21 protein-coding genes and 3 pseudogenes are annotated in these 24,672 nt (G+C 43.6%); 18 read left to right on the top strand and 6 right to left on the bottom strand.

Going from position 1 to position 24,672, the window contains the following annotated elements:
- Positions 1-385: 385 nt before the first annotated feature.
- The gene (locus V7K36_RS18480; protein ID WP_335118086.1) at positions 386-1,261 is read right to left on the bottom strand and encodes an MBL fold metallo-hydrolase; all 876 of its coding nucleotides are present in this window, start codon (positions 1,259-1,261) and stop codon (positions 386-388) included.
- Positions 1,262-1,451: 190 nt separating this feature from the next.
- Here V7K36_RS18480 and V7K36_RS18475 point away from each other — a divergent pair, with 190 nt between their 5' ends.
- Together V7K36_RS18475 and V7K36_RS18470 are read left to right on the top strand one after the other, a co-directional pair.
- On the top strand, positions 1,452-1,832 hold the full coding sequence (locus tag V7K36_RS18475; RefSeq protein ID WP_335118084.1) for a 4-Cys prefix domain-containing protein: 381 nt from the start codon (positions 1,452-1,454) through the stop codon (positions 1,830-1,832).
- Between the two features lie 96 nt (positions 1,833-1,928).
- Entirely contained in the window at positions 1,929-2,573 is a 645-nt protein-coding gene (locus V7K36_RS18470; RefSeq protein WP_335118082.1) for a hypothetical protein, read from the top strand.
- A 275-nt stretch (positions 2,574-2,848) separates the two neighbouring features.
- Here the strand turns inward: V7K36_RS18470 and V7K36_RS18465 are convergent.
- Positions 2,849-2,938: pseudogene (locus tag V7K36_RS18465) on the bottom strand (MBL fold metallo-hydrolase); the annotation flags it as partial.
- Positions 2,939-3,128: 190 nt separating this feature from the next.
- Here V7K36_RS18465 and V7K36_RS18460 point away from each other — a divergent pair.
- The 7 genes and pseudogenes from V7K36_RS18460 to V7K36_RS18430 form a co-directional block, all read left to right on the top strand.
- Positions 3,129-3,308 (top strand): annotated as a pseudogene (locus tag V7K36_RS18460) (4-Cys prefix domain-containing protein); the annotation flags it as partial.
- A gap of 282 nt (positions 3,309-3,590) precedes the next feature.
- Positions 3,591-4,460 (top strand): CHAT domain-containing protein, encoded by an 870-nt coding sequence (locus V7K36_RS18455; protein ID WP_335118080.1) that lies wholly within the window; start codon positions 3,591-3,593, stop codon positions 4,458-4,460.
- Positions 4,461-4,500: 40 nt separating this feature from the next.
- Positions 4,501-5,481, top strand: a complete 981-nt coding sequence (locus V7K36_RS18450) for a hypothetical protein (protein WP_335118079.1) — start codon at positions 4,501-4,503, stop codon at positions 5,479-5,481.
- Positions 5,466-6,218 carry an AAA family ATPase gene (locus tag V7K36_RS18445; protein WP_335118077.1) on the top strand — a complete coding sequence of 251 codons (753 nt, stop codon included), beginning with the start codon at positions 5,466-5,468 and terminating at the stop codon, positions 6,216-6,218. The genes V7K36_RS18450 and V7K36_RS18445 overlap by 16 nt, the downstream gene beginning before the upstream one ends.
- Before the next feature lie 4 nt (positions 6,219-6,222).
- Positions 6,223-6,420 (top strand): hypothetical protein, encoded by a 198-nt coding sequence (locus tag V7K36_RS18440; RefSeq protein WP_335118075.1) that lies wholly within the window; start codon positions 6,223-6,225, stop codon positions 6,418-6,420.
- A complete protein-coding gene (locus tag V7K36_RS18435) occupies positions 6,417-7,538 on the top strand; it encodes a hypothetical protein (RefSeq protein ID WP_335118073.1) in 1,122 nt (373 codons plus the stop codon). The genes V7K36_RS18440 and V7K36_RS18435 overlap by 4 nt, the downstream gene beginning before the upstream one ends.
- Before the next feature lie 785 nt (positions 7,539-8,323).
- A pseudogene (locus V7K36_RS18430) lies at positions 8,324-8,767 on the top strand (response regulator); the annotation flags it as partial.
- Between the two features lie 491 nt (positions 8,768-9,258).
- Here the strand turns inward: V7K36_RS18430 and V7K36_RS18425 are convergent.
- Together V7K36_RS18425 and V7K36_RS18420 are read right to left on the bottom strand one after the other, a co-directional pair.
- A complete protein-coding gene (locus V7K36_RS18425; protein WP_335118071.1) occupies positions 9,259-10,212 on the bottom strand; it encodes a heme o synthase in 954 nt (317 codons plus the stop codon).
- Between the two features lie 250 nt (positions 10,213-10,462).
- Positions 10,463-11,413, bottom strand: a complete 951-nt coding sequence (locus tag V7K36_RS18420; RefSeq protein ID WP_335118069.1) for a COX15/CtaA family protein — start codon at positions 11,411-11,413, stop codon at positions 10,463-10,465.
- A 404-nt stretch (positions 11,414-11,817) separates the two neighbouring features.
- Between V7K36_RS18420 and V7K36_RS18415 the strand changes: the two genes are divergently transcribed.
- The 6 genes from V7K36_RS18415 to V7K36_RS18390 all read left to right on the top strand — a co-directional run bounded on the left by V7K36_RS18415 (position 11,818) and on the right by V7K36_RS18390 (position 19,438).
- A complete protein-coding gene (locus tag V7K36_RS18415) occupies positions 11,818-12,924 on the top strand; it encodes a cytochrome c oxidase subunit II (protein WP_335118067.1) in 1,107 nt (368 codons plus the stop codon).
- Positions 12,925-12,994: 70 nt separating this feature from the next.
- Positions 12,995-14,731 carry a cytochrome c oxidase subunit I gene (gene ctaD / locus V7K36_RS18410; RefSeq protein ID WP_335118065.1) on the top strand — a complete coding sequence of 579 codons (1,737 nt, stop codon included), beginning with the start codon at positions 12,995-12,997 and terminating at the stop codon, positions 14,729-14,731.
- Positions 14,732-15,019: 288 nt separating this feature from the next.
- Positions 15,020-15,646 carry a cytochrome c oxidase subunit 3 gene (locus tag V7K36_RS18405; RefSeq protein WP_334822661.1) on the top strand — a complete coding sequence of 209 codons (627 nt, stop codon included), beginning with the start codon at positions 15,020-15,022 and terminating at the stop codon, positions 15,644-15,646.
- Positions 15,647-16,231: 585 nt separating this feature from the next.
- Positions 16,232-16,555, top strand: a complete 324-nt coding sequence (locus V7K36_RS18400; protein WP_335118063.1) for a transposase — start codon at positions 16,232-16,234, stop codon at positions 16,553-16,555.
- A 384-nt stretch (positions 16,556-16,939) separates the two neighbouring features.
- Complete coding sequence (locus V7K36_RS18395; protein ID WP_335118061.1) at positions 16,940-18,208, top strand: serine/threonine-protein kinase; 1,269 nt, start codon at positions 16,940-16,942, stop codon at positions 18,206-18,208.
- Between the two features lie 153 nt (positions 18,209-18,361).
- Positions 18,362-19,438: a PstS family phosphate ABC transporter substrate-binding protein gene (locus V7K36_RS18390; protein WP_335118059.1), complete on the top strand. Its 1,077-nt coding sequence runs from the start codon at positions 18,362-18,364 to the stop codon at positions 19,436-19,438.
- 26 nt (positions 19,439-19,464) lie between these two features.
- Here the strand turns inward: V7K36_RS18390 and V7K36_RS18385 are convergent, their stop codons facing one another.
- Positions 19,465-20,781 carry a CCA tRNA nucleotidyltransferase gene (locus V7K36_RS18385; protein WP_335118104.1) on the bottom strand — a complete coding sequence of 439 codons (1,317 nt, stop codon included), beginning with the start codon at positions 20,779-20,781 and terminating at the stop codon, positions 19,465-19,467.
- 74 nt (positions 20,782-20,855) lie between these two features.
- Entirely contained in the window at positions 20,856-21,029 is a 174-nt protein-coding gene (locus tag V7K36_RS18380) for a hypothetical protein (protein WP_335118057.1), read from the bottom strand.
- Between the two features lie 298 nt (positions 21,030-21,327).
- On the opposite strand from V7K36_RS18380, the gene V7K36_RS18375 reads away from it, so the two are divergent.
- The 3 genes from V7K36_RS18375 (at position 21,328) to tsaB (ending at position 24,536) form a co-directional block, all read left to right on the top strand.
- Complete coding sequence (locus V7K36_RS18375; protein WP_292790237.1) at positions 21,328-21,576, top strand: Ycf34 family protein; 249 nt, start codon at positions 21,328-21,330, stop codon at positions 21,574-21,576.
- A 544-nt stretch (positions 21,577-22,120) separates the two neighbouring features.
- Positions 22,121-23,521, top strand: coding sequence for an esterase-like activity of phytase family protein (locus V7K36_RS18370; RefSeq protein WP_335118055.1), 1,401 nt, complete (start codon positions 22,121-22,123; stop codon positions 23,519-23,521).
- A gap of 358 nt (positions 23,522-23,879) precedes the next feature.
- Positions 23,880-24,536, top strand: coding sequence for a tRNA (adenosine(37)-N6)-threonylcarbamoyltransferase complex dimerization subunit type 1 TsaB (tsaB, locus tag V7K36_RS18365; protein ID WP_335118053.1), 657 nt, complete (start codon positions 23,880-23,882; stop codon positions 24,534-24,536).
- Positions 24,537-24,672: the final 136 nt, after the last annotated feature.

Below are 24,672 nucleotides of genomic sequence, written 5' to 3'. Positions count from 1 at the left end.
ATTACTGATTGACAAAAATGATTTTGTCTTAACCTCTCACGAATCGTCCGCAGCTATATCTTTATTAAGAAATCTCGCACTGCGTTTCTATCCCGCCTCGGAATGAATTCCGAGTCTCATAGCTGAAGTCCACTTAAGTGGACTAAATGATCAATTCAGTCCACTTGAGTGGACTTTCGCTATCAGCCTTGAACTTCAGTTCTGGGCGGGAGGCGGGATGTCGGTGAGTGTAACAGTTTCACTCTGACAAAAATGTGACTAGAGGATTTTTCGACTTGTGTGTACACAGTAGCCTAAAAGGAGAGAAACGTTGAATTTTTCCCCTTCCCGTGTCGGTAAGGGGGTTAGGTTTTTCCACATGACCTGAATTGTCAGTTATTTAATGTCAATCCAAAGATTCCATTAACTCAATACACTTGTGCATCTGCTGGCGCATGGTTTCCCTATCAGCATGAAATCTTCGCCCATGACCTGGTAGCACCCACTCAAAAGAGTAATTAGCTAAGTTCCGCATTGATTTAGTTTGTTCTGACCAAGAATACCAACAGGCACCGTGGAATGCAGCCAGTTGGTGGAAGTTTTCTGACCAAGCGAGATGGTCGCCAGTGAACAGAAACTTATTTTTATAAAGTAGAACAGTTTGTCCTTTGGTGTGACCGGGAACTGGGATAATTAATAAATCTGGAGTCAAAGTAAATGCTTCGGAACCAGTTAGCTGTATTTCGACATTGCGAGTATCCGCAGTAATATCATCAATGTGGAGAATGCGAGCGCACTGGAAATGCTCGGCAAATTTTTGATGATCTGCCACATCATCCTTATGAGTTAGATACATATAACGAATTGACCCCAGTTCTTCTAAACGCTTGACTAAAGGCGGTGTAAAACGGGGAGAATCCACCAAAATGTTACCTTCTGGAAGTTGAATTAAATAGCTAGCAGCACCATAAGATTTTTCAGAATGATAGCCACAGTGGTAAACATTTTCCGCTACTAATATTGGAAACTGTTGTTGAGCAACTTTGATATCTTTTGGTTTCTCAACTGTGCCAATAGAACTGGTAGGACAAGCTAAAAGTGCTTCAAGTGCTGCTAATCTTTCTGCATCATTCGTTGGTTGATGATAAACCGCCGATTGTTCATCAACATCATAAAATACTTCAGGAGCCATCCAGCGACAGGTATCACAATCAATACAAGTAGTATCTACATAAAAATCGCCGTTGACATTTTGGGAGCGACGCTGATTTAAATGAGCCATATTAATCCTTTTGCTTCCAGCCGCTTACCGGGGAGCGATAAACTCTATATCACTACGCTAGCAAAAGTGGACTGAGACTGGAGACACCACTAGAAGTAAATCTGCTCAAAAATATAAAGAGTCGTGAAACCCAGTTAGCAGAAAATGGGAAAACTGAACATATACACTATCTGCTGATATATTCCCAAATATGCTTTACTGTTCTAATTCCAACTGCTCAAATCCCTTTAACCCTGATGATAATAAGTTTTGCATTAAGTGTGGACAAACACTCACACCATTATTCAGAAACCGTTTGCGAGTAATAGGACTTTTCGGTGAGGATGGATTTAGCAGAACTTATGAAAGGGATGCAGATAGGATAGATGAACCTTGCGTAATTAAGCAATTTGTCCCGCAAGTTCAAGGAACGGCTGCACTTGAGAAAGCTACAGAGTTATTTAAGCAAGAAGCGAAGCGACTTTATGACTTGGGAGAACACCCGCAAATTCCGCGCCTGATTGCTTATTTTGAACAGGATAAGTGGCTTTATTTGGTACAAGAGTTGATTGAGAGGCATAAAAATGTTTAAGTAACGTTACAAGCTCATTTCTGAGGATGGTGTTTTCAAGGTAAAATCAAAAACTGATAAGTCTGCTGGAAAACTTTTCAAACAGCTTCTAAGAATATGAATATTCTCTTCAAAAACAGCGCTTCGATTGGACTGATAGCTCTCGTTGCAATATCAGTTCCAAGCGTTATTCAGGCTCAAACGCCAGTTAATAGTGCAAGCTGTAATGCTACACAAGCAGCGTTGGGACTTTATGGTGCTTGGCATGATGCTAATTATAGCCGGGCTTTGCAGTACGCTGGGGCAGATATAGTCAAGCAGTTATTTGCTTATCAAAGCAGCCGCAACTGGGAATTTGATGGATGTCAAAAGAATAATTGCTCTTTCGGCACCTCAAATGGCACTGTCAATATGCAAGTACAATCGCTGCTAGGGACATCTAGCCCAAGCTTCCGCGTCACGTCAATTAAATTCCCCAACCCATCTCCCAACCTATCTCCCACCCCTAAAGATGCTGTACTGGGGTTAGTGCGAGCCTGGCAATTGGGCAATCGCTCAGCTGCTTCACAATATGCGTCTTCCGATGCAGTAAATCAGATGTTTCAGGTTCGCAAGGGAACCAGTCTAGAATTTGAGGGCTGCCAAGAGTTAGATTGCCTCTTCAGCTATTCCAATGGCGGTGTCAGGATGCGTGTGGAGAGCTTGTTGGGAACGTCCACACCAAATTATCGTGTCACATTGGTTAATATCCAGAATCTCTAGACCTAGAACAGTTTTCTACCTTCAGTAGACCGAAAAGTTTTTCATAATCCTTACCAACTCTGATTTGAATTGGGGAATGTCATTGACAAAATTACCGTATAATCTGGTTTTCAAGTACCTATGTTCTGGATAGACTTAAGAGTGATCGCTTCTAGTCGCGATCGCCAGACCCAACATCATCGGCTGAAACCCTTATTTTTTCGTCAAACTTCCCAACTTTTCGTTCTACTGATAATGCCTTATGCAATTTCTAATATTTCTCGTTTCATTTGTTAGTAGCGACAGGTATCACAATCAATACAGGTAGTATCTACATAAAAATCGCCGTTGACATTTTGGGAGCGACGTTGATTTAAATGAGCCATATTAATCCTTTTGCTTCCAGCCGCTTACCGGGGAGCGATAAACTCTACATCACTAAGCTAGCAAAAGTGACTTGAGATTGTAGACATCATTAGAAGTAAATTTGCTCAAAAATATAAAGACTCGTGAAACCCAGTCAGCAGAAAATGGGAAAACTGAATATAGACACTATCTGCTGATATATTCCTAAATATGCTTTACTGTTCTAATTCCAACTGTTCAAATCCCTTTAACCCTGATGACAATAAGTTTTGCATTAAGTGTGGACAAACACTTATACCATTATTCAGAAACCGTTTCCGAGTGATACGACTTTTGGGTGAGGGTGGATTTAGCAGAACTTATGAAGCCAGGGATGCAGATAAGATAGATGAACTTTTTTCGTTGAATAAGATCCAGAAGGTGGTTATTGCGATTTCAGAAATGCACCTTTTTATTAACGCAATCGCTAAATAACCCCTATCTGGTATGGCGAAAATTGTTTATCTCCTGGAAATTAAATTAATTCTTTGGTTGTTTTCTGAGTAGTTCTCAACTTCAATGCCAGATTTTTATGATTTTAAGCAGGAACAGTGGCAAAAGTGTAACAATTATAGTCTTGACTTATGTGAAAATGAACTTGGTTAAAAATCATACTCTGGGTTGATCATCTAAATGAGCAGTAATGGTCAAATCAAAATTCTGTTTCTGGCAGCAGATCCCAGTGATACTACCCGATTACGCTTGGGGCAGGAGTTGCGTGATATTCGTGAGCGACTGCAACTCGCAAAAGAGCGAGATAGATTTGTCCTAGAATCCCGTGAGTCTGTCCGTCCAGGGGATATCAGCCAAGCAATATTCGATCTTGAGCCGCAGATTGTGCATTTTTCTGGACATGGAACCAGTACAGGTGAGCTTTGCTTTGAAGATTTACTCGGAAAATACCAGCCTGTACAACCCGATGCCCTAGCGGCGTTATTTGAACTGGTAGCCAATCAAATAAATTGTGTGGTGTTGAATGCTTGCTATTCCGAAGCTCAAGCAAAAGCTATTGCAGAACATATTCCGTTTGTCATTGGCATGAATAAAGCAATTGGAGATCAAGCCGCGATCGCTTTTGCTGTTGGTTTTTACAAAGCATTGGCAGCAGGACGGATAATAGATCAGGCTTACAAGTTCGGTTGTGTAGAAATTAGATTGCAAGCCATTGCACAACATTTGACTCCAGTTCTGTACACAAAACAAAACTTAGTGTCTCCAGTCTCAGAGGTACAGCAGATAGCCTCGATAAAATCAGGTGGAGTATCAAATGCACAGTCAATTAATTTAAATCCGGGGCAAAGGGGGCGAATTTTACAAGAAATCGAAAGCCTCCAGCAACAGTACGATTTATTAAGTCAGAAGTTGAGTCGCCTGCGGTTGAATTTAGCGATAGAATCCGGTGCTGCCGTAAAGTTTCAGTTAGAAAAGCAGATTGAAAATGCTGAAGTTGAAAGAACACAACTTACTCAACGCATCGAGCAGCTAGAAAACAGCCTGCAATAAAAATAGTAATATCTCAATAGTTGGGAATTAAAACTCACAGATGCTTTCAGTTCGGCATTTACAGCAAAGACGGGAAGAACTTCAACAACACTACGATGCGTTTAGCGAGAAGATAAGGTTGTTGCGGAATCAACACGCCATTGAAGCAGGGGCTTCAGTAGCTTTTCAGCTAGACAAGGAAATTGAGCGGGTTGAGGTAGAGCGCGATCGCCTCCTTAAGCAGATTCTAATTATTGAGAGGTCTTGCGAGAGTGAGCGAATACACAGTGAACTGTTTCGCCTCAACTACATAGCACAGGTACAGTTATTCCGAGAATTTATTACAGAAAAGCGTATAGGAGCTTTCTTAGTTCATGGTTTGCCAGAATATGGTCAAATCTGGTTACTGAAGCGTTTGTTACAAAAAATTCCTGAAAGTACAGTGACTCCCCCAATCCCATTTCATCTCTCACGCAGGGCACTTAGGACTGATATTGCAGCCCTATGGAGAGAGTTGGGTCGTCGGATTGGAGTACAAGATTTTTCATCCCATGAGGAGATTGCCAGGAATGTAGTAGCTCAATTGAAAACTCAACATATCATCCTAGTCTTTCACGATCTCGAATGCATTGATGAAACCTATCTGCACGAATTAATCCGTGATTTTTGGTTGCCCCTGGTAAACTCAACCCCACAGAAAATTTGCTCAAGCAACGAATTTTTTCTACTAATGTTTTTGCTTGACCAAGATGGTTGTGTCAACACTTGGAATCTTGGGTTTGCAGATCAGCTCGATCTGGTATGGAAACCCCATATTCCTATTAGGCTACCAATGATCGACCCCTTATCTGAGCAAGTCTTGGTTAACTGGATGGAAAATGCAATTGATGTTCTACCAATCCAGATGACTAAAAAAATTGACTATACAGTTCAGGTGATTCTAGAGAAGAGTGAAGGCATTCCAGAGCGTGTGTTTGCTCAAATTTTTGGTTTGTGTGGCTGTAACTGGCAGGAGGAAGAAACTCGGTGGTTAGAACTTTAGACGGAAAGCGGCTGAAATACATAGGCAAGGTTCAACCCCAGCCAGGAGAGCAAGACCCGGAGACGGGGCAAATCTTGTATCCCTACCTGCCTAGTGAGAAATTGGTAGAAGCTGTGAATTTAGCGATCGCTCTCGAACGCCCCTTACTTTTGAAGGGAGAACCAGGATGTGGCAAGACAAAATTGGCTCGTGCAGTGGCTTATGAGTTGGGTTTACCTTATGAAGCTTGGTACATCAAATCTACCAGTCGAGCGCGGGATGGTCTTTACACTTATGATACTGTTGGCAGGTTGCGGGATGCCCAACTTGCTGCCTCCAAAATTGATGAAGAAGCCTCAGTGCAAGCAAAAAATGCAGATGCTTACGTAGAGTGGGGGCCGTTAGGACGTGCCTTTCGCAATGAACAGCAGACTGTGGTTTTGATTGATGAAATAGATAAAGCTGACATTGACTTTCCTAACGACCTGCTGTTAGAGCTTGATGAGCAAAGGTTTGAAGTCACAGAAGTAAAACAAAACAGTCTGCTTAAGAAAATCCAGGCGAGAGTAACACCAATTGTTTTTATCACCAGTAATGATGAGAAAGACTTGCCTGATGCTTTCTTGCGCCGTTGTTTATTTCACTACGTCAAATTCCCCGAACGTCAACAGTTAATCGAGATTGTCAAAACTCGGTTTCCAGTTTCGTCTTTGGAATTGGTGGACGCAATTATTGACCGCTTTTTAGAACTGCTGTGAACAAATGCGGCGAGATAAGGGCGAAGCTGGTAAAAAGGTCAGCACCAGCGAACTGATGGATTGGGTGCGGATTCTCAATCATCAAGATGATGAAATTCTCCGCAAGTTAAAAACTAAACTTCTGTATCCTGGGGTGTTGCTGAAGAGTTGGGATGATTACCGTCGCTATGGTGAACAGATGCGATCGCAGCCAGAAGCATGAAGATAGAAACTCTTCACGAAGAACTACCACTACTTGAGCTTTTTACACAACTGCGCGAGGCAGGTTTACGTTTGGGTATCAATGAATACCGCCTGGTTTTGAAGGCTTTACAGGAAGGCTTTGGCACGACTGACCAAGAGGCGTTAGCAGAACTGTGTCGTACCTTGTGGGTAAAATCCCAGGATGAAGAACTTCTGTTCAACTATCACTTTCAGCAGGTAATAACAGAATCTCATTCTGTAAAACCTTCTGTTAGGAAGGAAAAAGAGAAAACGTCTTCTAGAGTGCAAGAAGCGGTAGAAAGTGACGATAATTATTCACCTGATTTGCTCAACACAACACCCGCCACTGTACCCGTCTCATCGGAACTGATGGAAGTACAGGATGAGATGCAAGTGGCTGAAGCAATACAAATTACTACTCAAAACAATGAGGAAATTACTGTTAATCGCTTTACCGAAACCGATGAGTATTTTCCAGTGACGCGGCAGCAGATGAAACAAAGCTGGCGGCATTTACGCCGAATGGTACGCCAAGGTTTGCCCACAGAGTTAGACATAGAAGCAACTATTGAGCAAGTAGTACGGCAGGGAGTTTTGCTAGAGCCTGTACTGATGCCCAGTCGGGTGAATAGAACTGAACTACTTTTGCTGATTGACCACAAGGGGTCGATGGTTCCCTTTCACGCACTATCCCAGCGATTAGCTGAGACAGCATTACGAGGCGGACGCTTAGGAAAAGCTAGTATTTACTACTTTCACAATTGCCCAACTAAGTATCTTTACCATGACCAGACGCGCCAGCAAGCTGAACCTATCGCAGATTTTCTAGCTCAGCTGCGTCCAGAACGTTCCGCTGTATTAATTTTTAGTGATGGGGGTGCAGCACGGGGCGGTTTTAGTCTGGAACGGCTAGAGTTAACCCAAAAATTTTTAGACCAGTTGAAACAGCGAGCGCGTTATATTGCATGGCTGAATCCGATGGCAATAGAGCGCTGGTTTGGCACAACAGCAGGAGAAATTGCCCGTTTGATGCCGATGTTTGAAGTTAACCGACAGGGTTTTGATGGTGCGATCGATGTGTTGCGGGGTCGGAGAATCAATGCACAATTAAAGTAGTGGCTTTAATTAACTTAACTGCAAGTATTTCAAGGGTAGAGAGCATGAAGCCAGAAGTTGCTAGTCGTCGAATTGAGTCTTTTGGTCAACGTTTCGGGGAACCGCACCTTTATCTGGCTTACCATGCTGCTTTTCCGTTAGCCCTCACCCCAGATTTACTTTATCGGCTGTGGGCAAATTTTCAACGAGATATTCAGAAGCAAGAGTTGAAAATACCCTGGTTGGCTGTGGCTGATTTACTACTTTCTAGCCTTTGTGATGAAGTGGGGCATGAACTTTACGAGATGGATACAGCCGTGCGAAATGCCCTGTTGAGAGAGTTGAAAGCGAATCCCCGTTTTGGCCAGAAGCGGATTAATGAATTGTCTGATTTTTTGCTGATCTATGTACGACAGCAGCTTGAGAGCCACGATCCCGATATGCGCGATTTTGCTCTAGCCCAGAGGTGGACAGCATTAGCTTATACGCAACCGAGCGAGGCGGCACAAGAATTAGCATCTATTCTTGCAAGCTTGAAGTTAGAAGAAAAGGCAGAGTGGGTTCGTATGGCATCACTGGTGGAGACTTTTGCAGAGCCATTAGCAGAATTCCAACCTCTACTAATTTATGCTCGTGGAATGGCAAACTTTGTCTGTGGTAATCAAGAACGTGCAACAACACAGATTATAGGGTTACTAGCAAACCAGGAGCCTCAATTACAGATTGCGGGAGTAAACGTGCCAATTCCTGGACAGATAGCTAATTCTGTTGAGGAAGTTAGGTCTATTAATCAATTCTCAACTAACTTGACTTCTTCACAATCATCCAGTACTATTCGCATTTTAGCTGTGGATGATGTAGCAGATAATCTCATCCTAATACAAGTAATTTTAGAAAGTGAGGGATATGAGATAGATTTAGCAGCAGATGGTACAACTGCTTTATCACTAGTTAAAGAATCTCCACCTGATTTAATTATCCTAGATGTAAGAATGCCAAAAATGGACGGTTATGAGGTTACACGCCGCATCCGCAATAACCATAATCTTCCCTACATTCCGATCCTACTGATCTCAGCATTTCATGAAGCTAACATTGTAGAAGGCTTAGATATTGGAGCAGATGATTTTATCCGAAAACCATTTGATACAGATGAGATGTTGGCAAGGGTGCGATCGCTGTTACGGCTTAAAGGCGTGATTAACAAACGTGACCGAATCTTGATATATAGAGATGGTTCTGTTCAAAAAAATGAGATATTACCAAATACAGAGAAAGTTCAATCTAGCCAAATTAGGAGTAAAGTTATCAACCAAACATCCCAACAAAAAGAAAATCTTGCTTTGACAGCAGTAGAAATTCAACAACTTATTCAAAAAATTGAACAGACTTATCCTAGTACAAGTAATGCTGAAAAAATGGTAGTCGCGGCTAAAGCTGTTGAAGAAATAGAAAAAGATATAACTCTAAAAGTCCGTATATTAGGAGCGCTTAAAGCTGGTGCTGCTCAAGCTTGGGAAGAGATGATAGTAGCTCAACCTGTGGTTAAAATAGTCCTAGCCGCTCTTGAAGGATGGCAGAAAACAGAATAAACATATGCGGTTAGATGCGGTTAGGCAATGTTTAGCAATAATTAGTGTGTATTGCTGAAAATTAATAAAATTTTAGATTTTAGATTTTAGAATCTATGAAAATGCGATCGCGCGCTTTTACCAACGCGATCGCTAAAATTTCTCTCCCCTTAACCAATAAAATGCAGATGATTCCTCACCGCACTAATTAGATTATGGGTAATCGGCAGGCTATCTACCACCATACCCAGACACAACAGCATCATGTAGGAGATGGAATAGAGAAACAATTCTCTAGCTACAGTGCGATCCTCTGGATTTTGCAACAAACGCCAAGATTTGTGGATAAATAATCCTCCCAGAATTACGGCGATCGCAGCATAAAGAATTCCACTCGCGCCCAAGGGATAAACCAATAACACGGTTGCAACTACGGTAAGCAGGGTATAATACCAAATCTGCTTCACGGTTGCCGTAGTACCTTCAATCACAGGTAACATTGGTATCCCAACTTTTGCGTAGTCATCTTTAATCATCAGAGCTAGCGCCCAGAAATGGGGTGGTGTCCACAAAAAGACGATGCCAAAAATTAACCATGCTGACCAGCTTAAAGTGCCTGTGACAGCAGCCCAACCCACTAACGCCGGAATTGCCCCAGCAGCCCCACCAACAACGATATTTTGGGTAGTGTGGCGTTTCAGCCAGTGAGTGTAGACCAAAATATAAAAGACAATGCCAGAAAAGGCTAATAGGGCGGCTAACAGATTGGCAAATACTGTCAGGAGTGTAAAGGAAGTTGTCGCCAGTGCGATCGCAAAAATTAGAGCATCGCGTGGCTGCACCTTACCGGAAGGCATCGGACGATGGCGTGTCCGCTCCATGTCATAATCAATATCCCGGTCATAGACACAGTTAATCGTCTGGGCGCTTGCAGCCGCCAAGGTGCCACCAGTGAGAGTTACTAGCAACAGCAATGGATCTACTTCACCCTTAGCAGCAATCCACATACTCCCAGCCGTAGTAATCAAAAGCAAGGGAATAATCCGAGGCTTCGTTAGCTGGTAGTAACTTTGAATTACCTGTAAAAATGTTTCGTGGTGGCGAGAGACATTAGTCTCAATCATTTTGGCTCTGGTTCCTTATTTTTCAACAACTTATATGCAGCCCCTGCTCAAGCTGGCTCTTTCAGGCAAATGAAAATACAGATTTTCTACACCTGCGTGGGTCGCAATACTCGCCGTTGCGGCCATCATCAGTGCTGAGTGCTGAGTTATGAGTTATGAGTTATGAGTTATGAGTTATGAGTTATGAGTGCTGAATTATGAGTTAGGAATTCTTCCCCTACTCCCCCATCTCCCTCATCTCCCCCACTCCCTACTCAGCACTCAGCACTCGTGACTCAGCACTAACTGACTTAGCACTAACTGAGTCACGCAGTGCAAGAACTGTGAAAGCCACCAAAGTACCCAGCAAAGTAGCTCCTATAGCTTGGTGAGAGACGGTGAGAGGCTCGACTTGGAGATGTAATTTGAAAGTGGCGAATCCCAACAAGATTTGTAAGATCAACAACCCACCAGCCATATTTGCCAGTCGCCGCAAAGCTGGATGTAGTGCTGGTGTCCGCCAACACATAAATACCATTGCCAAGGTTGCCACTGTTGGCGGCATCAAACCAGCAATATGACTGTACATCACATTACAAAGTTGAGAACCGCCGAGGCATTGGTGTAACGCCCAGCGAGAGCCTACCAAAGCACCTAGCAGACTTTGCAGGTAAACCAAAACAGCAGCAGTTAAACTGACCCAAGGCAACTTACCAACGGTTCCATTCCCCTGATAGGGTGTAAGTGCCGTGCCGATAATCAGGAGGGTGGTAAAAAACAACAGCGCCGTCCCCAAGTGGGCGGTAACGATATCAAACCGCAACAGTTCGGTAACGGTGAGTCCCCCCAAGATACCTTGGAAGACGATTAAAAACAGAGCGAATGTGGATGCCCAAGGTAGCCAAGAGGGTAAGAAACGACGATGCCACCAGGACAAACCGAAGAGTGCGATCGCGCTTACACCAATTAAAGCTGCATCCAATCTGTGAAACCACTCCAGGAACACCTGGAGATTCATTTGCTTGGCTGGCACGAGTTCGCCATAGCACAAGGGCCAGTCTGGGCAAGCAAGTCCAGCATTCATCACGCGGGTGGCACTGCCTATTGCCATCAAAATTAAGGTGGCTATGCACATTTTCCACACCAAGCGCCGAATCATTTCCTTGGGCTTTTGTTGCTCAACTGCCGCTTCATTTTGTTGTTGTAGGACAAATTCGCTCATGAAGGATACTTTCTGCCCGCTCTTGGTGGATCTGTTAAAATTTTCAATTTTCTTTTGGCGTCCCATCTTCACCCTAGCGTATAGGCAAAGGGTTTATAGATTAGCACTCACTTATACTTTGAATCACTCCAGAAAGGTTTTGCCTGAAGCTTTAGGTATTTTTCAAGATGTGAGAAATTGATTGATCACAATTAATTTAAGCATTCTAAATTTTTCCTTAAATTTTTCTACTGATTCATATCTACTTTTGGCAGTATCTGATAGTCACCTTGTACTCAAAATTAGTAAAATAGTTAAAAAAATTAATAAAAATTTCAGACCTTTGGACTCTATGCCTTCCAGCCTAGACTACCTTAGTAAGTGGGCAGGTTTAAGATAACGTAGTAAATTCAATTAAGTAAGCCGTGAAGATTCCAAGTTCAATCTGGACATTACTGATTGGCATCGTGCTAACGCTAGCCAGCCTTTGGTACGGCCAAAATCACGGTCTGTTGCCAGTAGCCGCAACGGATGAAGCCGTTTTGGTGGATGGTCTATTCAACACGATGATGATCGTTTCTACAGGTATATTCCTGCTTGTTGAAGGTATTTTAATTTACTCTGCATTTAAATACCGTCGGCGTGCAGGTGACAATGAAGACGGACCACCAGTTGAGGGCAATGTACCTCTAGAAATTCTCTGGACGGCAATCCCAGCAATTATCGTTTTCGGCATTTCAGTTTACAGCTTTGATGTCTACAACGAAATCGGTGGCTTTGATCCCCATGCAATCCATGAAGCACCGATGAATCAGGAATCGATGAAAATGCATGGGGCTACGATGGCGCAGGGTGCGGGAACCGCACTCGCGGCAACTTTAAGCGATACTCCTCCCAGCAGCGAACCCAACCTCAATCAAGAAAAATCTGATCAGGCAATGCAAGATCCAGCTACCGCAGAAGTCCGCAATGCTGACCAAATTCCCCAACTGCGGAATGCCCCAGGTGTAGGTATTGTTGCTCCGACAATTGGCGGCACTCCTGAAAAAGCAGGCAAACCACCAGAATTACGGGTCAACATCACTGGTCTACAATATGCCTGGATTTTCACTTATCCTGAAACTGGTATAACTACAGGTGAAATGCACGTCCCAATCGGACGGGAAGTGCAAATCAATATGACAGCCAACGATGTCATTCATGCCTTTTGGGTGCCAGAGTTCCGCCTGAAACAAGATGCGATCCCTGGTAGACAAAGCGAGATTCGCTTCACACCCAAAAAAGCAGGCGATTATACTCTGATCTGCGCTGAACTTTGTGGACCATATCACGGTGCGATGAGAGCACCAGTAATCGTTGAGACAGAAGAAGCCTTTGACAAATGGGTGCAAGAACAGCTAGTTGCCAGCAAAGAAACGCTAAATCAAGCCGTTGCTGTTAATCCTGCCGATCTATCCCCAAATGAATTTCTTGCTCCTTACATTAAGGACATGGGAATTCAGCCAGAAATCCTCCATCAAGTTCACCATTAATCAAGAGTCCACCTCAAAAGTAATAACTCAGCACAGGCTAAACGCACCGCTAACAGCACTCAGCACTCTTATGACACAAGCTCAGTTGCAAGAAACTGCCAATATCCCCGCCCTTCTTGAGGAATCAGGGATCAGAAAATGGCAAGACTTCTTTGGCTTCAACACCGACCATAAGGTGATTGGGATTCAATACCTAGTTACTTCGTTTATTTTCTACTGCATTGGTGGCGTAATGGCTGAATTGGTTCGTACAGAACTGCGAACCCCAGAGGTAGATTTTGTTACCCCAGAAGTCTACAATAGTCTATTCACGCTGCACGCCACGATCATGATTTTCCTCTGGATCGTGCCAACCGGGGCAGGGTTTGCTAACTATCTAATTCCCCTGATGATTGGGGCAAAAGATATGGCATTTCCTCGGCTGAATGCTGTTGCCTTTTGGATGATTCCGCCTGCGGGTGTGTTGCTGATCGCCAGTTTAGTAGTGGGCGATGCACCCGATGCCGGTTGGACTTCCTACCCTCCCCTGAGTTTGGTAACAGGACAAGTGGGTGAAGGCATTTGGATTATGAGTGTCCTACTACTGGGTACGTCCTCAATTTTGGGGTCGATAAATTTCCTTGTCACATTGCTGAAGATGCGTATTCCCAGCATGGACATACACAAAATGCCCTTGTTCTGCTGGGCAATGTTCGCCACTTCGTCACTGGTTTTGGTATCAACCCCAGTATTAGCAGCAGGTTTGATTCTGCTTTCCTTTGACTTAATTGCTGGGACAACATTTTTTAACCCGACTGGCGGTGGCGACCCGGTAGTATACCAGCATATGTTCTGGTTTTACTCCCACCCAGCAGTTTACATCATGATTTTGCCATTCTTTGGCGGAATTTCAGAAATTATCCCCGTTCATTCCCGCAAGCCGATTTTTGGCTATAAAGCGATCGCTTATTCCTCTCTCGCTATCAGCTTTTTAGGGCTAATTGTTTGGGCACACCATATGTTTACCAGTGGTGTCCCCGGTTGGTTGCGGATGTTCTTTATGATCACCACCATGATCATTGCCGTACCCACGGGAATTAAAATATTTAGCTGGTTAGCAACCATGTGGGGTGGAAAAATCCAGCTTAACAGCGCTATGCTATTTGCCATCGGCTTTGTTGGCACTTTTGTGATTGGCGGGATCAGTGGCGTGATGTTGGCAGCAGTGCCTTTTGATATTCACGTTCACGATACCTATTTTGTCGTTGCACACTTGCACTATGTCCTATTTGGTGGTAGTGTTCTCGGCATTTATGCGGCGATTTACCACTGGTTCCCGAAAATGACGGGACGAATGCTGAACGAATTTTGGGGTAAGGTTCACTTTGCCTTGACTATCGTGGGTCTAAACATGACCTTCTTACCTATGCATAAGCTGGGTTTAATGGGCATGAATCGCCGTATTGCCCAGTATGACCCCAAATTTACCTTACTGAACGAAATCTGCACCTATGGTTCTTATATACTGGCAGTCTCGACATTCCCCTTCATCATCAATGCGATTTGGAGTTGGTTGTATGGCGAGAAAGCTGGTAATAATCCTTGGAGGGCACTTACCTTAGAGTGGATGACTACCTCACCGCCAGCGATCGAGAATTTTGATCAAACTCCAGTACTGGCTACAGGTCCCTATGATTACGGTTTGGAAAAGGCTAAAGAAGGTGTACCCTTATCTGATCCCAATCCATTCTTATCTGCTGGCCCAAACTCAGTATTAAGAGCAGAACCCGACCCAGCAGTTGCCGCCAATCCCGAAGACCGGAAATAGAGTTAGGAGTGAAGAGTTATGACTTTAATAAAGTTGTTAAACCACGTCTATCTTGAAACCTGTAGTTCTTCCGTGATGAAAAGGATTTGCCCTCATTCCCCAACCCCTTCTTACAGATTTAGGGTGAGGGCGAAAACTACGGTTCTTAACTTAGATGAGGTTTACTTCAAAATTTCTAACTCCTAACTCCTGTAGAGACGCGATTAATCGCGTCTCTACTCCTAACTCCCCATTACCCCTTATCCCCAGAGGGGACCCCACCTTCCCATTCCCCACTTATCAAAATTCATGCAAAGTCAAATAATTGACCCAGCTAAAACTGAACTAAATCATCACCAAGCGGCGGAAGCGTCCGTCGGTCATCATGAAGAACATCCAGACCATCGCCTGTTTGGGCTGTTTGTCTTTCTAATTGCTGAAGGGATGATTTTTATGGGACTGTTCGGAGCCTACTTGGCTTTCCGTGCTACCTTACCTGTGTGGCCGCCAGCCGGTACCCCAGAATTAGAACTATTGCTACCTGGGGTCAACACCATCAATCTAATTTCTAGTAGTTTTGTCATGCACAATGCCGACACTGCGATCAAAAAGAACGATACGCGGGGTGCGCGAATCTGGTTAGCAATTACCGCTATAATGGGTGCTATTTTCTTGATAGGTCAAGTATATGAATATACCCATTTAGAATTTGGTTTAACTACCAATTTATTTGCTAGTTCATTTTACGTTTTGACTGGTTTCCACGGATTGCACGTTACCATCGGTGTTTTGGCGATTGTTGCCGTGTTGTGGCGATCGCGCGTTCCGGGCCACTACAGTAACAAAAAGCACTTTGGCGTTGAAGCAGCCGAAATTTACTGGCACTTCGTTGATGTGATTTGGATTATTTTGTTCGGATTACTGTATTTACTGTAAGTATTAATTATTAGTTGTTCACTCCACGCGAACAACTTAATCAGCCTCCTTTGGGGGCTTTTTTAATTAACAGAACGCTGCTATTGCAGCTAGCTACCCTTAGAAGTTGTTTGAAAAGTGTTTTGCTGTGACTTTAGGCACTTTTATATCCCCCCTAACCCACGCCAGTCCACTTGGGGAGACCCCTGTTCCCGCGCTGGCTCCCCTTAAAAAGGCGGGAACCGGAATCAAAGTCCCCCAATTTATCGGGGTATTTAGAGGTATCTAGAAGTTTTGATACCGACGAGAGGACTTTTCAAACATCCTCTTAGTTTTCACGGGATCTGGATGCTAAATGCAACTGAGTTATTGCAAGTAATATAGACGCGAATAAAAGGTGGGAAAAGTCGGAAAAGTGGGATGTTTTGTAGAAATTATTGAATAACTACTTAATATCCTGTAACTTATATGTTAAAGACAGAGTAAACCATTAACAATTCAAAATTAAAGATATTTTCAGACGGAGCGAAAAGTGTGGTCTTCTCCCAAGGGGAGCAAGTGGCGTGAGACGCTAAAAGCGTTAGCGAGTGTCTGGCGATTTCCCCCATGAACAACTGCGTCAAGAAAGGTAAGCGCAAAAAGCAAAAGGCTGGACTGAATAAGTCTATTCTTGATGTTGGATTTGGAATGCCCATAAGCGCCATTAAATATAAAGTCGAGCAAATTGGTGGTGTGTTTATCGAAGTTCCAGCACGCCAAGTAAAACCTTCTCAAACCTGTCCTAAAAGTGGAAATCAGCACAAAAAGACACTCGATATTCGAGTTCATGAATGTGGTATTTGTAATTATGTTCAGGATAGGGACATCGCTGCTGCTGAAGTAATGCTTTATTGGGCGATACTCTACCGGGATTGGGAATCAGTCTCGTAGGCGCAGAGTCGTCTAGCTCTACTTCACACACCCCAAAACTTGCGGGAACTATGAAGCAACTAAAGGCGAAGAAGCGTCAGAAATCTCAAAGTAACTTCGTCACTAACGACTTGGGGAATGTAGAAACCCCAATCTCAGGCGAAGCAAGATTGGGGTAGTTCATGTGATAAGATTATTGAAATATTCCAGAAATAAATTTATATTAAAATACCTATAAAGCAAAGTATTAAATGAACTAGTTAAGCAGCTAATTATAAAACTACTCCAAAGCATATGAAGCCTCAGAAGCTGACTGCCTCAAATACCAACAAATCTAGCGCCAGGTATTCATAACCCTCACCCAAGCTCTGAATGGTCAGGAAATTAAGAAGTAGTATATGCCATATGAGCCAGAACCCTCTAGTTAGAAAAACACTCCGAAGTCGCTTTGAGACTGTGAAACTGTTGCGAAGCAGAGGCTATGGTAATACTTACTTGTTACCAAGTGCTAGACGTAACAAACATCAATCCTCTCTCGCCAGAAAAACACTTCGGAATCGCTTTGAGATTGTCAAACACTTAGGAAGTGGAGGATCTGGTGATACCTACTTAGCCGTAGACCGGGATTTACCAGGACAACCCCATTGTGTCGTCAAACATTTCCACCCAAAAGATTCTAATCCTGCTGTTCTACCCATTGCTAAAAAGCTATTTGAGCGGGAAGCGGAAGTTTTATACCAGCTAGGCAATGACCACAATCAAATTCCGAGACTGTTTGCCCATTTTAATGAAGATGGGGATTTCTATTTAGTCCAGGAATTTATTGACGGCGATGCCTTGACTCAAGAAATTGTACTAGGTCAACGTCTTAGCGAGAATGCTGTCTTAAATTTGTTAAAAGACATCCTGGAAGTGCTAGCCTTCGTCCACCAACACAATATTATTCACCGGGATATTAAGCCCCAAAATTTAATGCGGCGGCACTCCGATCAGAAGATTGTGCTAATTGACTTTGGGAGTATTAAGAGAATTGGTGCTTTGGGAGGAGGCTTAACAATTGCTGTTGGGACTCCTGGCTATATGCCAAGTGAACAGGCTAAGGGAAAGCCAAAACTTTGCAGCGATATCTATGCAGTAGGTATGATTGGCATTCAAGCTTTGACAGGTTTAATACCTGAGCAACTACAAGAAGATCCCAATACTGGAGAAGTTATCTGGCGCGATCAGGCACGGGTAAGTGACGCTCTTGCAAATGTTTTAGATACAATGGTTCGCGATCGTTTTAGCCAGCGTTACCAATCTGCCACAGAAGCTTTGCAAGCGCTTAATTCTGTTCTGGTGTTGTCACAGTCCTCACAATCTGCTGCCATAAACCAAAACACTGATGATAGCTATTTGCTAACTTATAAAAACTTTATTTTGCTGCTGGGAATAGGGCTTGGTACTATTACTAGTTTTATAGTAATAGTTTTAATCTATACATTTATTAATACAGGGAGATCGCCTTCAAACCAACCTACTCAATTAAATAATTCTATAGAAAAATTAATTGGCCCACGGTTCACTAATGTTAATGTGAATAGCCTAGTAGCCAAATCAGCAACTAACAGAGGAGTCTATAAAAGCAATTCCACCATTACAAAGACTACCAAAAAGCAAATTGAATCTCACTAGATTAGAAAGAATTAATCATGTATTAGCAATCATAAAACTGTCTATTAAGCGGTTTATTAAAGATTTACTTATAACTTAAATTTCTAGACATTATTAGAGGATAAATACCTATAAATTCCTGTAAGATAAACACAATAAACCACATTTAAAGGTATGGACAATACAAATCAAAAAAAAGCTATCATTAATAACGAAATAGCCCTCTTTCTGAGAGGTTTGATTATTGGTAAAGTGCTGACACTTATAGTTATTGGCGGACTGCTTTGGTGGTTACTCAAGCCGAATTTATTGTCCCGCGATAGCGTTAACTCTTCCTCTAATCAAAGTTTCAATGCAGGCTCTAATAATGTATCAGCTTTTCAGACAGTTGCTGATGTCCCCACTGGCTCATTTAATTACGGAGGCAGTACAGCTTGGGCATCTATCCGGCAATTGGTAGATTCTCAGATCCAGAGCGTTCGCCCTGAACTACAATTACGTTACGTAGACCCTGTTAATGGTAGCCCTGGTTCTAGCTCAGGCATTCGGATGTTGCTTGATGGACAACTGGACTTTGCTCAGTCCTCCCGTCCCCTTACAGATGAAGAACAAGCTATGGCAAAAGAGCGAGGCTTTAGCCTTGAGCAACGTCAGGTGGGTATGGATGGGATAGCAGTGGTAGTCAACCCATCACTCAATGTGTCAGGTTTAACTGTTGACCAATTGCAGAAAATTTATTTGGGGCAAATTACTAACTGGAATCAAGTAGGTGGGCCAAACTTACCCATCACACCTTTATCCCAACAACAAAAGGACGCAGATACAGTAATATTTCCTAGCAATAGCGACTTGAAAGATCAAGCACTTGGCTCTAATGTGCAGTATGTCTACTCTACTACAGAGGCAGTGCGCCAACTTAGCAAAACCCCTGGTGGTATATATTACGCTTCTGCCCGTTCAGTAGTACCTCAATGTAGTGTGAAGGCTTTGCCATTGGGTCAGACTTCTGGTCAGCTAATTTCCCCCTATCGCGAACCTATGGTGTCGCCTGAGCAATGTCCACGTCAGCGCAACCAGCTAAATATTCAGGCTATCAAAAATCGCAGCTATCCCATTATCGCTAACTTGTCTGTGATTATTAAGCAAAATAAAGGTCGGGAACAGCAGATTGGGGATGTCTATGCCAAACTTTTATTAACTGACCAGGGGCAAAAGGCAATTGAACAAGCTGGTTTCGTTGGGGTTCGCTAGTAGATTTGAAGAACAATAGAAATTGATCAAGTCTCAAGTAACTGACGTGCAAATGCGATCGCCTCTGTTGGTGTTAAGACTTTTCCCTCAGCTTGTGCTACGGCAATTTCTGCCAACAGTTGGCCGATGATTGGCGAAGCTGGAATATTTAATGCTATGATCAACTCCTTCCCCCTCACTAGTGCAGTGGGATGAGCGACCAGATCATCAGGGTTCAAGTAGCGGTTGATCAAAGGTGCCAAGACTTGGTAGCCCCTTGCTTTAGTTTCCTCTGTTGTAGCAACTGCTGTGTGTAGTGGCTTGTCACCAGACATCGCCTCTACAAAATTATCAACTGCTACAGCTAGTACTGCCATAGCGGGAAACATCATATCTGCATCATGGAACAAAAAGTATTGTTCTCGTAAGGACATATCAACTACTTGAAGCTGCGGTAATAGTTTCAGAGCAGTGATTACACCCCGGATTTCGGCACGACTATAAGTTAATTCCTGTAGCTCTATTTCTGCTAATTCTGGATCTGGGTTGACAAGACAAGCAAGTTTGGCAATACCTAACCAAGTGGTTTTGATACTATCGCGGACATATTCTTGCAGTTGTGCCCCTAATTGTGGCCAATTTTGGGTGAGTAAGGCAGCTGCATTGTCAACTGCTGCGAGTTTGATCAAGCTTTCACGGGTGGCGTTTTTGAAAAAAGGGGCAAGTAAACCATCTTCCCAAGCACTTGTAATCCAAGGAGTACCCTGAAAATTTGCCAGTAGATAGCCAATTTCTACCCGAACTCGTTCGGCTGCAACTTTAGTGATATGTGATGCCAAAGAACGAATTGCGGCTTGGGTAGCTGGCTCAATAGTAAAACCTAGTTGGGCGGCTTGGCGATAACCTCGCATTAACCGCAAAGGGTCATCTTTTAGGTTAGCGGGTGATACCATTCGCAAAATGCCTTGTTGTAAGTCTAGACAACCTTGCAGAGGATCGATAATTTCTTGCGTATGGGGATTATAGGCGATCGCATTTACTGTAAAATCTCGTCTGTGCAAGTCAACTTCTAAACTATTTCCTTCCTGTTGGGCAAAATCAGCTGTGGCGTGGGGAAAAACCACACGAGCAATTTGTCGTTCGGCATCGAGTAACACAAAACCAGCTTTGTAATGATGAGCGATCGCTCTCGCTACCTTTACCGCCTTAGATGGTATAACAAAATCTAGATCCAGATATTCGCGAGTTCTGCCAAGGATAGCATCTCGGACAGCGCCACCTACCATGTAAGCGGGTTGTGGCAGCCATTCCAAGCTAAAAGGCCAATTTTCGGGAGCTAGGGTAGAAAGAACTGATTCCTGCATTTTGACACTCCCGACTCCTTCAAGGAGTGGGATTCTTGGTTCATCCAGTCCATTTACCATGATTAGTTTCCTAATCATGCCAGAGATGGGTCTGTCCTCAAGCTTTTTGCTTCATTATTGCAGAAGCCAGATCCGGTATGCCCTAGCGTACTGCTTAAACCAAAAACTTTGGTTTTCTGGTACTTGGTGCTTAAAGATTTTACCTGTGCAAGCATTCCTGCACAGAACCCCATATCTTTAGTTTTCAAGGTGTGATGCCTCTCGGCTCTGGGTTTTTTAAGTGGTTGAATACCCTAACCACTCAGGTAATGATACCACACTGTCTCTTTTGCCGCTATGCATTCATGAGCCAGCGCTGTAGACGGGTTTCCCGTCGCTCTCGTCTGGTGTCTTCACGCCGAAAGGACGGATGTGGGTTTCTGAATCACCCACATACTCATGGGCTTTCTGCTCTAATAATTGTAATAAAAATCAACCCAGCAACTCATGAATAACAGTTGGGCTTAAGCTAGATTAACAATAAAGGCACCTGGAGTTGGTTCTATTATGTGTATTTGCGTGAACTGCCACTATGTAGACAGCTGTTTTACCTATCATGCCGTAGAAGGGCAGCACCAACAGCCTCACTTGACCGAAACACCAAATTTTGATCCGAATGAACCTTCGATCAATGTCAACATTCGGACTAAAGAGGATGTAATTGAAATGGAATGGGATGTTGTTGGTTGTCTCAGCTTTAAGCGGGAAACAGGTAAGTGGTCGAAGTTGCGTCCTGGTGAATTAGTGCCGACTTGATAGAAAATGATCAGTGTATCTTAAAGGTGACTACTGCACCAAACAGCAGTAGTCGTAGATATTTTTGTAAATAACTATAAGGGTAACTTTACCCGCATTTTTCATAAGTGAGAAATGCGGGTAAAAAAGTATGTACTCTCGTTTCCCTTCTTATATCATGTCCGCATAATTAGTTATGCTAACCACAGTCATTACACCCCACACGCCAGATGCTCCACTTGGGGAGAACCCCAAGACCGCACTGGCTCCTCTTAATCCCCTCCTTGCTTGCGGGGAACTCGGGGCCCCCTCTGGGGATTAGGGGCAGGGAGACAAAGCGTAGCTTTGGCGGGGTGGGGTTCTTCGGGTTTAATAAGCAATTAAGCGGACTTGATATTATGCCCAGTCCACAGCTTCATTTAATACTGGCGGACATGAGCAATTCATGAATTAACTCTTATTTAATCTTTGCTTAAGAATAGCTTAATCATTAGGCATAGATAATGAAAATGTAAAAAAAATACAATGTCCCTCAGTAAATATTACCCCTAGTAGGAATACTGATATGCTCAAGAGAAATCTCATTCTGTTCTTGTTAGCGTCATTTTTTGCTGCCCCCGCCGCCAACGCAGAGGTTAAGCTGATCGCAATTGGGAGCCTGAGTGGTAACATCAGTGATCTCGCCAGAAAAACCTCCGCTCCGCTCGAAAGCGGTGTTCCAGGAAACGTCCTCGGTGGTTTTGGGTCAGGACTGGCCTACGCTGGCCGTAACACCTTCATCGCTGTCCCAGATCGGGGCCCGAATGCCAAGGCATACAATAGCGCTGTGGATGACACAACATCCTACATCAACCGCTTTCAAACCATCAGTCTGAAACTCGTACCAAGCCACCTTGGTTCAGCGTTGCCCTTTACTCTTACTCCTTCTCTAATTGACACAACCCTGCTATCGAGCAAGAAACCTCTAGACTATGGTACTGGGATGGGACTGGGGCTGCCGAGCGGCGTCCCTGCCCTAAATGCCAAGAATACCTACTATTTCACTGGACGCTCAGACAACTTCGACCCCACCCAGATATCGACCAATCCCAATGATGCCCGCTTCGATCCTGAGGGCGTGCGTGTATCCAATGACGGTGAGTCCATCTTTATCTCCGATGAATACGGCCCCTATGTGTACGAATTCAACCGCGAGACAGGTAAGCGCATCAAGGTCTTTACGCTCGACAGCAAGTTCGCAGTCAAAAACCTAAGTCCTGTTGGTGCTACAGAGATTAGCAGTAACACGTCTGGACGTGTTGCGAACAAGGGTATGGAAGGACTCGCTATTACCCCTAATGGCAAGACTCTAGTCGGCATCATGCAGAGTCCGTTGCTTCAGGACGGTGGTACTAATGGCGCTTACACCAGAATTGTTAAGATCGACATTGCAACAGGTGCCACCCAAGAATACGCCTATCAGCTAGATAATATCGGCACCGCAGCTAAACCGAAATACCCGACAGTAAGTGAGATTTTGTCCATCAACAATCGCGAATTTCTGGTAGACGAACGAGATGGCAAGGGGTTGGGCGACGGCTCTCAGGCTGCCTTCAAGAAGATATACCGTATCGATCTGACGAATGCTCAAGAAGTAAGCAATATCACCGGGGAAAAGAACCTTGTTGGCAAGGCAGTTAGCAAGACCCTGTTCCTCGATGTAGTAGCTACGCTGACTCAGAATGGGATCAAAACAGAGGACATACCTGCCAAGCTTGAAGGTTTGGCTTTCGGATCAGATGTGGTTATCAACCGCGTAATCAAGCATACGCTTTTCATCACCAACGATAACGACTTCATTGGTACCATAACGCCGGACACTTACCATCCAGCAGGTATCGACAACCCAAACAAGTTCTTCGTCTTCGCAATTGACAGTAGTGACATCCCAGGTTTTGTACCCCAGAAGATTAAAGGAGGGTATTGATATCCGGCGTTCTTGAAAAGAGCATTCAAAAACAAGATTGGCTACTTACAGCAGTTTTCACTTATTTGAACCACATCTATCGTAGAGGCACAGCATTGCTCATGCGTGTCAAGTTAAGCTAAAACCCTTTTAAAACCTCGTTTCCAGCCTCTGGCTGGAAATACACTTCAATTGCGGCTCTGCCGCTAGTCTTGAGCCGGTAGCCCCCCATTAGGCATTCCCAGTTGGAGACTCTTGACGAGATAATCTTCTGTCCATAGCACAAGAAAAAAAGTCTAGTGTATTCAATTAAGAACCGCTATGTTATATGCTTGAATAAATCACGTTAACTCTATAAAAATAGATATTTTAAGTAACTTTGACAACAGAACTACAAGACATTGCAATAAATAAATACGCCTTGGCACTACACACCACCACTCCCGAATTGGGTTTGGCAATTAGTAATTTGGTCGGTGAAATTCGCTCTCAAGTTTGGAATTTGGGGCGTGATTTATCTAGCTTAATACATCAATATTTAATTGAATTTATCAAACCCCAAACTTGGGTAGATTTGTCTTATATCGCAGTTGCAAAAGGCCCTGGCGGCTTTACGGGAACTCGGATTGGTGTTGTCACTGCTCGTACTTTGGCGCAACAGTTAGATATTCCTGTATTTGCGATTTCAACTTTGGCTGCGGTAGCTTGGTCAGAAATAGGCAAAAGTCAAAATCCCAAAACTCTTGCTATAGAAATGCCAGCACAACGAGGTCAAATTTTTGCTGCTATTTATCAGTTTGAGCCAGATGATTCTAAACTAAGAGCGTGTTTGTCAGATAGAGTTTTGACACCAGAAGCATGGCAGGAAACTTTAGCGAATTGGAACACTAATTATCAGCTGATTCAAGCTCAATCTGGGCTAGCAGCGACGGTGACAAGTATTTTGGAATTAGCTAATCTCGATTGGCAAGAGGGGAAGTGTCCTAATTGGTCAGAGGCTTTGCCATATTATGGGCAGCATCCAGTAGAAGTTTAACTGATATGCCTCAATTCCTTCGCCACGCTCTAATAATGCTAAGAGGATGTCTGAGAAGTTTTAGATATGTGATTTTCATCACGCAAGTTGCTTGAGCATTAATCGAATCATGGCAACATAAATAAATGCTTCAGTT

Source organism: Nostoc sp., from assembly GCF_036919555.1.
Taxonomy (GTDB): domain Bacteria; phylum Cyanobacteriota; class Cyanobacteriia; order Cyanobacteriales; family Nostocaceae; genus Nostoc.
The sequence above is the reverse complement of the archived record's forward strand: the minus strand, read 5'-3'. Positions and strand labels throughout refer to the sequence as shown.